The following is a 12829-nucleotide window of genomic DNA, read 5'->3' as shown; positions in this document are numbered from 1 at the left end:
GCGAATCTTTTATTCTATCAGCCACGCTGGGACGTTTTAGAAATCGTTTTTAGTGAACACCTAGAAATCAGGAGTTCCCGAAAGCACTTCGTAGGCTCCCTTGTCAATATCAATTTTCAGTAAAGCACCCTCAACGGCTTTCTTTCTTCCTTGGAAAGTAACACTCGCATTTTGCACGATCGCCGTGCGTGTTTTTGCATCAAACTGGATTTTGTCCCCATTCAGGGTGCTCCGCTTACCGTTAATGATTTTAGCATTTCCAAACAGTGTGATATATTGCTTATCTTTGCTATAGACCACGGAATCCGTCGCCCTATATTCAAATTTCTCATCCCCGTTTTCTGAAATGACTGTTGAAGAACCTCGTGTCACGCTCGGTCTTTGCCTTGTTGTATTGATATCTTCATTCTCAAATAACAGGATCAGGTCGTATTGATCACCGTATTTGCTGAACAACTCCGGATCATCTTTGGTGTACCCATATTTTATGCCGGTCATGTTATAGGCATAGTTACCGCTCATTTTTAGTGCTTGTTTTTCAGAAAAGATCTTTCCGTCAATAGATAAAGCAATCCGATAATTCTTCGGGAAAGAAGCTTGAGCGAAACTACTGCCGAATCTGACAAGGATTTCATCCTGTTTATGTCCATACAACGTAACTGGATACCTGCTGTAAAACCTGCCTTCGGCTTTCATTCGTCTTCTGATTTTTGCAGTTTTTATTTCTGCTTTCGTCGCATACGTTATTTCGTTTTTCCAGGTAGAGATTTCAGCCTTTCTATAGGAAAACTTTGCATGACTCATACAGGCAGGACTGATCCTTGTCAATATTTCTGAGGGGTATTCTTTTCCATCGATGAACACCTCTGGATTTTCGCCCAATTCAACGTTGTCTATAAGTCTTACCCGGGCCTCAGGTTCTTCCTTGGTTTCCGGCAACGGCTGCTTGCTGACGGTAGCTTCTTTACCTCTGGTCAAGGCCACGCTGAGCGGGGTTGACCGTTGCAGTACAAGCTTTTGAGAAACGGACGAGTCGTCCACAGCGCTTTCTTTACTTTCAGCATATACGATCTGTACGCCAAACAGCCATAGCAGTGCCAGCCCAGCCGGCACAAAAGAGAGGTACGTTAATTTTTTCATACTTTTTGATTGGTTAGTAAACAACATTTTAATACGTTCCTTTACAGGGTTCTTCACGAAACTATGTACGAGTGGCGCATGTCGGCTGCTGACAGCAAGTGTTAGCAACAGGTTCGCGTAAATCGTATTGCCCATGAGGGAGGAAGTTTCTTTATCTGCCTCATACTCATGAGCCTGCTCCAGGGCCCTACCGTAGAAATATATAGGCGGACTGAACCATAATAATGCTTTGCAAATGCCGAACAATATCTTATCTGCAGAATGGTACTGTGCCGCATGTACACTTTCATGATGCATAACTGCCGTCAGAGTATCTTCATCAAGTCCCTCCTGGTCAATAAAAATATAGTTCAGGAAGGAACAATTGGTGAACCGCCCGGTTTTCTGTACAATCTTGAGTGGTCCCACTACTGCTACAACTTTCCGGCTGTGCCAGAGTAGCATAGCAATTTGTAAGAGTAATACTAAAAGGATAGTCAGAGCTACGCCAAAATAAACTGTACTGAGAATATTTACCCAGTTCAACTCCGGAGCGGGAACAACTGGCCGGATTGGTAACGACGCTGACATTTGACCTTCGCGAATGGGCCTGGCATTTGCAATTGGAAATACCTCCACTGAAGACTCACTAGCATAGCCCACTGTAGCCAATGGCCGCGGTGCATCTGATTTTAGCTGCACCTGCAGCACTGGGATCAAAAAACTCAGGAGCATTGTACTTAGCAGGTAAAACCTGTTCAGGCTGAAGAAGGTGAGCTTTTGAAAGAAAAAATGATAGAGCGCATAAAACAAACCAAGACAGGCACTTACTTTAAGCAGATAGCTAAGCCATTCCATATTATTTCTTGTTTTTGTTGATGAGCGATTGCAATTCTTCTATATCGGCGGGGCTGAGCGTCTGTTCCTTCACCATAAAAGAAAGCAAGCTAGCAGGTGAACTATCAAAGTAGCCTGAAAACAGTTTATTGAAAGTGGTCTTAGTATAGTCATCCTTGCTAATAGCAGGGAAATACTCATAAGTTTTACCATAGGCCTTATATCCCAGATAACCCTTTTTCTCTAGAAGTCTTACTATTGATGAAATGGTATTATAGGGAGGCTTAGGTTCCTCTTCCATTTCTTCGATGATATCTTTTACAAATGCTTTCCGGAGTTTCCAGATGATTTGCATAATACGTTCTTCTGCTTTGGTTAATTCTTCCATAACCTAAAGCTATAACTTATATTTCAGTTTTACAACTGCTTTTTAAGTTTATAAACTGAAAAAGCAGTTGTAAAACATAACAAACTGATTACCAGTTCGATTATTTTAAAACTTTATTTTAAAGTGTTCTTTTGCTTGTCCTTTTCTAAAATAAACCAGCCCTATCCAGAACAAATCAACTGTAACAACCACATCCGAATGATTCTTAATCTCCTCCCAGGCTTCTTTCATCCCCTTGCTCCAATAAATATCATCAAATATCAGCAACGAGTTTTCTTGAACCTTAGGCAAACACCATTTGAAATAATTTAATGTAGCCTCTTTTCTATGATTGCCATCAATATATACAAAATCGAGCTTTTCTGCATTTGCTATAACATCAGGAAGCAACACATCAAAATTCCCAACCTGCAACTCAACATTTTCTAAATCCAGCTCCTTAAAATTATTATAAGCGACCTTTGCAGTTTCCGGGCAACCTTCAATTGTAATAACCTCAGCTTCAGGGCATGCTTTCGATAAATAAGCCGTTGTTATACCCAAGCAAGTCCCCAATTCAATAATGCTTTTTGGATTATTATCCTTTGCTAAACGATAAATCAATTGCGCTAAAGCAGGGTTCTTCAATGCGTTCTTTGCAATCTGACTTACCTTCTTTGTGCGGTTCTTATTTAAATGAGAACCTGCTCCCAAATCAGTCACAGTAATTAAAGAATCGTCATTAAAAAGTTTTTTTCTCTGCGCTTCAATACTTTTGTATTCAATTTTAGACTTAAAATCGTAAATTACCTCATCCGTAAGTTTATAAACAAATGGGGAATGGGTACCATGCCTACTTTTTGAGGTAAAGCGATGCTTCAGATAATCACTGATAAAGTTAAAAACCATAGCCGCAAAAATAGGAATTCAAATTTGTATGTTTAATGGAAAACATTAAAGAAATAACTGCTTTAGTAAAACTTCTTGATGATCCCGATCAGGAGATCTATCAACACGTTGAAGGACGACTGCTTGAATATGGCAATGAGGTCATCGATTATCTTGAAAATGTATGGGAGCATTCATTAGATTCTTTACTTCAGGAAAGAATTGAAAACCTTGTTCACAAAATACAGTTCGCTAATGTAAAAGAAGATCTCAATTTGTGGTATCAAAGTGGGGCATTTGATTTATTACAAGGTGCGCTGGTTATTAACAGATATCAATATCCAGACCTTGATGAAGATAAAATAATTCTCCAGATCGAGGAAATAAAAAGAGAGATCTGGCTAGGGTTACAGTATGAGATGAGTTCTATAGAAAAGATAAAGCTCATTAATCATATCTTTTACAATATTTACGGCTTTAGTGGAAATACCAAAAACCACCATGATCCTCAAAACTCTTATATTAATCAGGTACTAGAGAGTAAAAAAGGAAATCAGATTTCTCTTGCCATCATTTATTCTACACTTGCACAAAAGCTAGACATCCCCGTTTATGGAGTAAATCTGCCTCAGCACTTTATTTTGGGATATATAGATGAAAGTAAACGTGAAGAACAAGAGTTCGGTGTACTTTTTTATATCAACGCATTTAACAAGGGGGCTATATTTGGTAAGCACGATGTAGACCAATTTCTTCGTCAGCTAAACCTTGATCCTCTTCCGGGCTTTTATGCACCTTGCAGCAATGTAGAGATCATTAGACGCGTAATTCGTAACCTAATATCCGCTTACGAAAACCTCGGTTCAAAAGAAAAGGTCCAAGAGCTTAAAGAGTTACAGGATATCCTGGCAAACACCGAGCTTTAAGCTATAGAAACCTATTACTCTTCATCCAATTCGTTAGCCTTTCAAACCAATCGTCTGACGTAGTAGTATTCTTCAAGCCAAAACCATGTCCGCCGTTCTGATATAAATGCATCTCAGCTTTAACTTTATTAGCTACCAAAGCCTGATTAAAAATAATGCTATTTTGCACAGGCACTCCATAGTCATCATTAGCATGAACCAGAAATGTAGGTGGTGTTTCTGGCGTTACATGACGCTCATTCGAAAAGTATTCTTTCTGCGCTTGTGTAGCATTTGCTCCGGCCAAATTATTAGCAGAACCTGTATGCGGCGATTCTAAAAAAGAAACAACAGGGTATATTAAGATAGAGAAATCTGGTCTCAAGCTTAGCTTCTCCTTGTTCTCAATTTTTATATCATTATAATGAACTGTTAATGTAGATGCCAAATGTCCTCCTGCCGAGAAACCCATAATCCCAATTTTTCCTGGATCAACGTTCCATTTCTTGGCTTGCTTTCTTACCAGATAAATAGCTTGCTCAGCATCCATTAGCGGCCCAAATGACTTATCAACCATAATAGCATCATCTGGCAAACGGTACTTTAAAACAAAAGCAGCCACCCCTACATCAGTAAACCGCTTTGCAACATTATACCCTTCATGATTAATAGCTAAAATACCATATCCACCACCAGGGCAAATTATAACAGCTGCTCCGGTAGCTTTTTCCTTTGCAGGCAAAAACACAGTGAGTGTGGGTTCAGACACTTTACTAACGCGTATTATCCCATCTTCTCCCACAGGAGCTGTTTCTTTAAAATCAGCAGGTGTTGGTTTTGATCCCGGTATTGCGCCGGGATACAATTTAACTATTTCCTGTGCCTTCAAACTAACTGTACACATTAGTATCATCAAAATTGAGGTAAAACATTTCATCTTTAAAATTCCATTAAATATGCCTTTAAAAAGTCGTTAATATCTCCATCCAACACAGCCTGCGGATTTGAGGTCTGGTAATTGGTCCGATGATCTTTCACCCTCCTGTCATCCAGCACATAGCTCCTGATCTGCGATCCCCACTCTATCTTTTTCTTGCTTCCTTCTACCAAAGCTGTAGCTTCCATACGCTTACGCATCTCAATCTCATAAAGCTGCGATTTCAATAAACGAATAGCATTTTCTTTATTCTGAAGTTGTGAACGCGACTCCTGATTCTTAATGATGATCCCAGAAGGTTTATGATACAGACGAACTGCGGTTTCTACCTTATTTACATTCTGTCCACCAGCACCTCCAGACCTAAAGGTCTCAAACTCTATCTCTGAATCTTTTACTTCAATCTCTATAGTGTCATCTACTAATGGATATACATAAACTGATGCAAAAGAAGTGTGTCTTCTTGCATTGGAATCGAATGGAGAAATCCTCACAAGGCGATGCACCCCATTTTCCCCCTTCAAATATCCGTAAGCAAATTCACCTGAAATTTCAATTGTAACTGTTTTAACACCTGCAACCTCCCCTTCCTGATAATCTTGTTCACTTACTTTATATCCATTTTTCTCTGCCCACATTAAGTACATACGCATTAGCATATAGGCCCAATCGCAACTTTCTGTACCTCCGGCTCCGGCTGTGATCTGCATTACTGCATTCAGCTGGTCTTCCTTGGTTTTAAGCATATTCTTTAACTCCAGATCTTCTACAGCATTTACGCACAGATCAAATTGTTCCTGCATTTCTGCTTCAGTGGCGTCTCCACTCTGCCAGAAGTCGAAAAGAACCTGAGTATCTTCCATCAGGCTATTGACATGTTGCCAGCCATCAGTCCATACCTTTTTCGAGTTAATTTCAGCAATATGTTTTTCAGCTTTCTTTGGGTCGTCCCAAAAATTTGGTTGCAAGGTAAGTTCCTGCTCAATACGGATATCTTCTAATCGATTCTCGACGTCAAAGATACCTCCTCAGCGACGCTACTCTGTCCCTTAAATCCTGAATTTGTTCTTTTGTCATAATCACAAATATATAATTATAAAACAAAAAAACAGGGTGCATCATGCTTATGATACACCCTGTTTTTTGATACAGCCCGTTTTTTTTGTCCCCGTCATCCTGAATTTATTTCAGGACCTCTCAAGAGAAAGGAAGCCATACTAGTGCGAGGTCCTGAAATAAATTCAGGATGACGACAGATTTAAACAATCTGTGATTGCTAATCAATTAAGCCAATTAATTAAAAAGTCCCTTTAATTTATCAATAATCCCATCACCTTTACCTTCTTCACCTGCGGCGGCATCCTTATTACCTGTAAACATTCCGGTAATATCCGAAAGATCAAATTTACCGTCAGGGCCTGCAATATGTCCTATTACATCTTTAAAATTAAATGAACTATCGTTTGGATCATTCGTCTTATTTACAAACTTCTCCATTATCCCTGGTATAATGGAAGCCGCTATATTTTTAGCAGAATCCAAATTAATACCTAAACCTGCCAACTTTTCCGTAAAACCTGAGGATGCCTGCTCAACAACAGAGCTTACATTCCCACTTTTAAACGTATCTACTAAACCTGCAATATCACCTGATGACAGCTTTTCTTTAAGCGCGTCAATAATAGAACCTGATGCAGCACTAATAGCTGCTTCGTTTTGTTCATTTGGAACTTCACTATTATTCACAATAGCGTCCTGAACATTTTCTGTTACTAATTGTTTTAAATTCTCAATCATAGCTAGTTTTATTTAACAGCAATTGCATTGCCTTTTATATTTAAATATACCTAAAATAATTCTCATGTATATACTTCATATTAAACTATGTTTATCATTAAAATATTAAATCTCAACTTTCAAATTTTGTGAAATAAAATAAACCGTTACATTTACAAAAACACTAATAATATGCTTCCTACAGTAAACTTTACAGAAACGGCCGCCTATAAGTATCTGGCAGATCACTTTATAAACATCAATGAAAAAAGCTTAAAGCAACTATTTGCAGAAGATGAGGCACGCTTTGAGAAATTCTCATTAGTATTTGAAGATATCTTGGTCGACTATTCGAAAAACAGAATTGATGATACCACTATAGCTTTACTTATTCAATTAGCAAGAGAATGTAAATTAGACGAGGCTATAAAAGCAATGTTTGGCGGAGATAAAATTAACCAAACAGAGGGCCGACAAGTACTTCACGTTGCATTACGTGAACCTGCTGATGGCGAAATTTTAGTAGAAGGAAAGAATGTTGTTAAAGATGTTCACCATGTGCTTTCCAAAATGGAAAAATTCAGCAATGCAATCATATCAGGTAGCTGGAAAGGTTATACAGGTAAAGCTATTACTGATGTAGTAAACATTGGCATTGGCGGTTCTGATTTAGGCCCTGTAATGGTTACCGAAGCTTTAAAGGCATATAAAAACCATTTAAATATGCATTTCGTATCAAACATAGATGGTACGCACATTGCAGAAACATTAAAACAGGTTAACCCTGAAACAACACTGTTCTTAATTGCTTCAAAAACCTTCACCACTCAGGAAACAATGACCAATGCAAATACTGCAAGAAGCTGGTTCCTGGATAAAGGTGGTAAAGCAGAAGACGTAGCAAAACATTTCGCAGCCTTATCAACCAATGCAAAAGATGTTTCCGCATTTGGAATCGACACGGAAAACATGTTCGAATTCTGGGATTGGGTTGGCGGAAGATATTCTTTATGGAGTGCTATCGGATTGCCAATTTCATTGAGCATAGGCTTCGACAACTTCAAACAATTATTAGCAGGAGCTCATGCTGCAGATCAACACTTCGAAACTGCAGAATTTGAAATCAACATCCCGGTACTATTGGGGCTTATAGGTGTTTGGTACATCAATTTCTTTAACGCAGAAACACAAGCTATTTTACCTTACGATCAATATATGCATCGCTTTGCTGCTTATTTCCAACAAGGTGATATGGAAAGCAATGGCAAACATGTAGACCGTAATGGCAATGATGTAACCTACGAAACAGGTCCCATTATTTGGGGCGAACCAGGAACAAATGGTCAACATGCCTTTTATCAATTAATACACCAGGGTACACGCCTTATTCCATGCGATTTTATCGCCCCTGCTCAAAGTTTAAATCCTATTGGAGATCATCACCCAATTCTTTTGTCAAACTTCTTTGCTCAAACAGAAGCATTGATGAATGGAAAAACCAAAGAGCAAGTAGTTGCAGAACTTAAAAAAGAAGGAAAATCAGACGAGGAGATCAATAAACTAGCTCCATTTAAAGTTTTTGAAGGCAACAGACCAACTAACTCAATCCTTTTAAAGAAAGTTACGCCGTTTAGCTTAGGAAATTTAATAGCTATTTACGAGCACAAGATTTTTGTGCAAGGAATTATATGGAATATCTTCAGCTTCGATCAATGGGGTGTTGAGCTTGGAAAACAGCTTGCAAAAAGTATTTTACCAGAACTTACAGATAATAAAGATGTTTCATCTCACGATGGATCAACCAATGGATTGATCAATCAATATAAGGCCTGGAGAAGCTAGTTATCAAACATGTGACAATAAAACGCGTTTCGGCATTAAACCTTTTGTATGTTAATTTGTTCTAATACAACAGAGTAGCATGATCATATTTATGATTAAAAAGGTTTAATGCTATTTTATTTGTAAATTGATTATATATAAACATTTAAAAGAACATATCATGAAGACGCTTAAAAACACATTATTACTAGCTTTTTTGTTTGTAGCAGTACAAGTTTCCGCGCAAACAGATAAAGAAACTACAGCTAAATTGGTAGATGCCAAAACATTGGTATTTAATGCTACAACTGCATTACCAATGGCAAACATGGATCTTAATAAGGTTATGGCGAGATTTCCGGGTGGACAAGGAGCTGGAGCAATTCAACTTAGCGGTTCTCAATATCAGCTAATAATAGCTAAAGATAGTGTAGAAGCATATTTACCATATTACGGTAGGGCTTTTAGTGCAAACATTGGCTCTACTGATTCCGGAATCAAGTTCAAATCTAAAGATTTCACTTACAAAACCGATAAAAAGAAAAAAGGTGGATGGCTGATAACCATTAAACCAAAAGACGTTAAAGATGTACAAACACTTACTTTAAGTGTTGGAGAAAAAGGATACGCAGTGTTAAATGTGACCAGTACCTACAGACAACCAATTGCATTTAACGGCTTCATTAGCGAGCCTGCTGCACCATCTAATAATACACCGGCTAAATAATTCAAGAAAGGCGTTAGTTCCCTTTTACAGGAACTAACGCTATTTCAAATAACTTAGGCCATTTCTTTCCCGTAACAAACAAGCGCTTGCCTTGTTTATCCCAGGCTATACCGTTTAAAACATCATTTAAGATACTATCTTCCGATTTAAAGTATCCTTTAGGCAATAAACCATTCAAATCAATCTTTTGCTCTACAATGCCTGTTTTAGGATTTATTACTACTAAATAATTCTGCTGATAGATATTAGCGTAGATCTTTCCGTCTATATATTCAAGCTCGTTAATAGAATCAACCGCTCCAAGGTTATCATAAACATCAATCGCACTCTCATCTTTAAAAGTATCTTTATTCATGAAATAAAGGCGGTTTGAGCCATCTGACATGATTAACTGCTTACCATCAAAACATAAGCCCCAGCCCTCTCTACTTGTTTGATAAGGAAAAGTGCCCAGTTGTTTAAAGGTTTTGGCATCATATACAAAACCCTGGTTTGCTTTATAAGTTAACATTACAACTTTATCACCAACAAGTGTAGATCCTTCACCAAAATACTGTTTATCAAGATCTATCTTTTGCAAAGCTTTACCGGTAGCCAAATCCACCCATCTCAATGTCGAAAAACCATTTTCACCTGTACTTTCAAGGAGCCTTCCATTGTGATATTCTAATCCTTGAGTATATGATGAGGTATCATGAGGGTAAGTTTTAACAATTTTATAGCTGAACATCTCAGGCTTTAAAGCCGACTTTAAAACAATATTAATCGTAGAGGTATCTTTTTGACTTCCATCATCAGTTATCGCCGTAATCAACTTATAACCTACTGCAAATCCATCTGTTTTTACAGTTATGGGTTCAACACCATTTTTCGTTGTAATCACCTTACCATCTACCAGGTAAGTAACCGACTTAATCTGGTTGTCTTTGGGAGCATCCAGTTCAACTTTTACGTCATCACCCAAACTAAAGGTCTGTCCTTGTTCAGGAGCCTTAAATCCCACTATAGAAACAGTAGGCTCATTCTTACATGAAATGACAACTGAAACACCGAATAGCAGAGAAAGAAACGGTATTACCTTAAAGAAATTGGTATTATTTTTAACTTGGCCAGAATGCATCTTCTATATGATTTATTTTATAAAGGTGTTTATTTTCAAAAACAATTGCAATAACATCGAAGCGAATTTCTCCCTCATGGTTATTCATTTCTATATAGGCAGATGAAGCATACTCCAATTGCCTTTCCTTCTTAATGCTTACAAAATCCTCGGGTTCGCCATAATCTGTTGAGCTTCGTGTTTTTACTTCAACAAAAATTATTGTTCCCCCTGGTTAGCTATAACGTCAACTTCAACTCTTCCGTGTCTCCAATTCATTTTTAGTATCCGGTAACCCAGATTTTCTAAATATTCCTTGGCAATATCTTCACCGCGCTTACCTAAATCGTTATGACTAGCCATTACTTTAATATAACTGTCCCCAAATATTTAGAGATATCTCTTTCCACGCCTTTTATCATAATATGGCGCTGCATTAAAATCTCCTGATTTACAGGATCTGTCTCACTGGCAAGTTCCTTTGTTATATCGGTAAGCATCTTGCCAATTTTACCCTTTTTAAGATGATAAAGACCTCCAAAAATCGTCTTCTTTAAGTTTATACTTTCATCCCTAACGTAAATATTATGTCTGTTTTCCCAGTTTTCACTCAATGAATAAGGAGAAGTTGATAGTGTAATCGCAAGATCGACAATCCTTCTGTCCTCATTCTTAATAAACTGACTTGCAACAGGAAGATGCCCGTTCTCTATTTCATCCCTGTAAGTGTTGATAATAAGCTTACATATTTCATCTTCAAAACTAACATCAGCTAAATTCTGTATGATAAAAGATCCAATGTACATATTATCTATCTTATCCCAGGTAACCAGCTCATGCCCAAATGCCAATAGCAATCGAACAATTTCTCGCTCCTGTATCAGGTTATGATCTGTAGGTTCAACCTGCTCTACCGGTCCGGCCGACTCACCCGGATTCTCAAAAAGATTATCCGGCGGTCCATCCTGCTGATAAGGATTTTGCTGATATGAGCTTGGTTGAAATGACGATTGCTGAGGTTGATTACCTCCACTTGCCTTTTTAAATTTGGCAGCCCTAATTTTATTTAACTCAGAAAGTAATATCCTTTCCTCAACCTGCAACAAACCACTGCACTCTCTAATAAAAACAGAGGCCTTAATATCATCAGGTATCTTAGCAATACTTTCTACAATATCCCTAATAATACCAGCCCTTTTTATCGGGTCAGTTCCAGCTTCTTTTAATAAGATGCTGGCCTTGTATAAGATGAAATCCTTCCGGTTATCTTCAATGTATTTCTTAAACTCTCCCGATCCTACATGATGCATGTACGAATCCGGATCATGTCCATCAGGAAAAAGAACAACCTTAACGTTCAATCCCTCTTCAAGGATCATATCCAATCCACGCAAAGAGGCTTTTATACCCGCAGCATCACCATCATAAAGGATAGTAACATTTTCAGAGAACCTACCTATCAGCCTTATCTGTTCAGTGGTTAACGACGTTCCGGAAGATGCCACAACATTTTCTATTCCTGCCTGGTGAACAGCCAAAACATCGGCATATCCTTCAACCAGATAGCAGTTGTCAGCATCTCTAATTGCTTTCTTAGCATGAAACAAACCATAAAGCACATTAGATTTATGGTAAATGTCACTCTCCGGAGAGTTTACATACTTAGGTACATTTTTATCAGTTTTTAATGTTCTACCACCAAAACCAATTATCCTACCCGTAAAATTATGAATCGGAAATAGAACCCTCCCCCTAAAGCGATCGTAAAGCCTGCCCTTATCATTTCTGATTGCAAGACCCGTTTTTTCCAGATACTCTTCCTTATGTCCTGCTCCAACAGCACTCTGAATCAAAGCATCCCATGAATCAGGCGAATAACCCAGTTGGAATTTCTTTAGTATATCCTCTCTAAAGCCACGTTCCTTAAAATAACTTAAGCCAATTGCCCTGCCATCCTCGCCTGTCCAAAGTTCATTGGCAAAGTAATTTGCAGCAAACTCAGAAACGATATATAAGCTCTCACGAGCATTTTGCGCTTCTATATTTTGAGGCGACTGAACAGTCTCCTCTACTTCAATATTGTATTTATTGGCAAGAAATTTAAGAGCCTCCGGATAGGAGTACTTCTCATGATCCATGATAAAGTGAACAGAGTCGCCCCCTTTACCACATCCAAAACACTTATAAATACCCTTAGCCACCGATACGTGAAACGAAGGTGTTTTCTCATTATGAAATGGACAATTTCCTATTAAACTTGTACCGCGTTTTTTTAGAGTTACAAAATCACCAACCACCTCCTCAATACGAGCGGTTTCTGTGATTTTATTTATGGTATCCTGATCAATCATTC

The 12829-nt window shown here is 38.1% G+C and carries 13 protein-coding genes; 3 read left to right on the top strand and 10 right to left on the bottom strand.

All coding sequences use genetic code 11. The features are described from left to right. Positions 1–60: 60 nt before the first annotated feature. From HQN83_RS08610 to HQN83_RS08600, 3 genes are all read right to left on the bottom strand, one after another. On the bottom strand, positions 61–1977 hold the full coding sequence (locus HQN83_RS08610; RefSeq protein WP_173089925.1) for a hypothetical protein: 1917 nt from the start codon (positions 1975–1977) through the stop codon (positions 61–63). Between the two features lies 1 nt (position 1978). Further along, a complete protein-coding gene (locus tag HQN83_RS08605; RefSeq protein WP_173089924.1) occupies positions 1979–2344 on the bottom strand; it encodes a BlaI/MecI/CopY family transcriptional regulator in 366 nt (121 codons plus the stop codon). A 105-nt stretch (positions 2345–2449) separates the two neighbouring features. Next, positions 2450–3232 (bottom strand): O-methyltransferase, encoded by a 783-nt coding sequence (locus tag HQN83_RS08600; protein ID WP_173089923.1) that lies wholly within the window; start codon positions 3230–3232, stop codon positions 2450–2452. 35 nt (positions 3233–3267) lie between these two features. On the opposite strand from HQN83_RS08600, the gene HQN83_RS08595 reads away from it, so the two are divergent. Further along, the gene (locus HQN83_RS08595) at positions 3268–4137 is read left to right on the top strand and encodes a transglutaminase-like domain-containing protein (RefSeq protein ID WP_173089922.1); all 870 of its coding nucleotides are present in this window, start codon (positions 3268–3270) and stop codon (positions 4135–4137) included. A 1-nt stretch (position 4138) separates the two neighbouring features. On the opposite strand, the gene HQN83_RS08590 is transcribed toward HQN83_RS08595, so the two are convergent. The 3 genes from HQN83_RS08590 to HQN83_RS08580 form a co-directional block, all read right to left on the bottom strand. Then, the gene (locus HQN83_RS08590) at positions 4139–5029 is read right to left on the bottom strand and encodes an alpha/beta hydrolase (RefSeq protein ID WP_246254400.1); all 891 of its coding nucleotides are present in this window, start codon (positions 5027–5029) and stop codon (positions 4139–4141) included. A gap of 26 nt (positions 5030–5055) precedes the next feature. Further along, positions 5056–6130 (bottom strand): peptide chain release factor 2 gene (gene prfB, locus HQN83_RS08585; protein ID WP_173089920.1). Its coding sequence is split into 2 segments (ribosomal slippage): positions 5056–6069 and positions 6071–6130, totalling 1074 coding nucleotides; the frame shifts between segments, so codons are not numbered across the junction. Between the two features lie 216 nt (positions 6131–6346). Continuing rightward, complete coding sequence (locus HQN83_RS08580; protein ID WP_173089919.1) at positions 6347–6850, bottom strand: DUF937 domain-containing protein; 504 nt, start codon at positions 6848–6850, stop codon at positions 6347–6349. A gap of 171 nt (positions 6851–7021) precedes the next feature. Here HQN83_RS08580 and pgi point away from each other — a divergent pair, with 171 nt between their 5' ends. Beyond that, the gene (pgi, locus tag HQN83_RS08575) at positions 7022–8671 is read left to right on the top strand and encodes a glucose-6-phosphate isomerase (RefSeq protein WP_173089918.1); all 1650 of its coding nucleotides are present in this window, start codon (positions 7022–7024) and stop codon (positions 8669–8671) included. Between the two features lie 160 nt (positions 8672–8831). Then, entirely contained in the window at positions 8832–9377 is a 546-nt protein-coding gene (locus HQN83_RS08570; protein WP_173089917.1) for a DUF4251 domain-containing protein, read from the top strand. 13 nt (positions 9378–9390) lie between these two features. Here the strand turns inward: HQN83_RS08570 and HQN83_RS08565 are convergent, their stop codons facing one another. The 4 genes from HQN83_RS08565 to dnaG are packed head-to-tail and all read right to left on the bottom strand — an operon-like array spanning position 9391 to position 12827. Then, complete coding sequence (locus HQN83_RS08565) at positions 9391–10497, bottom strand: glutaminyl-peptide cyclotransferase (RefSeq protein ID WP_173089916.1); 1107 nt, start codon at positions 10495–10497, stop codon at positions 9391–9393. Then, positions 10478–10696 (bottom strand): YraN family protein, encoded by a 219-nt coding sequence (locus HQN83_RS25440; protein WP_317172497.1) that lies wholly within the window; start codon positions 10694–10696, stop codon positions 10478–10480. Before HQN83_RS25440 ends, HQN83_RS08565 begins: the two co-directional genes overlap by 20 nt. Continuing rightward, a complete protein-coding gene (locus tag HQN83_RS25435) occupies positions 10696–10839 on the bottom strand; it encodes a YraN family protein (RefSeq protein ID WP_317172495.1) in 144 nt (47 codons plus the stop codon). The genes HQN83_RS25440 and HQN83_RS25435 overlap by 1 nt, the downstream gene beginning before the upstream one ends. Beyond that, positions 10839–12827, bottom strand: a complete 1989-nt coding sequence (dnaG, locus tag HQN83_RS08555; RefSeq protein WP_173089915.1) for a DNA primase — start codon at positions 12825–12827, stop codon at positions 10839–10841. The genes HQN83_RS25435 and dnaG overlap by 1 nt, the downstream gene beginning before the upstream one ends. Positions 12828–12829 lie beyond the last annotated feature (2 nt).

Origin of the sequence: Pedobacter foliorum (assembly GCF_013266735.1) — a bacterium.
Lineage (GTDB): Bacteria > Bacteroidota > Bacteroidia > Sphingobacteriales > Sphingobacteriaceae > Pedobacter > Pedobacter foliorum.
Note: the sequence above shows the minus strand (reverse complement) of the source record. Positions and strands in the feature narration are given on the sequence as shown.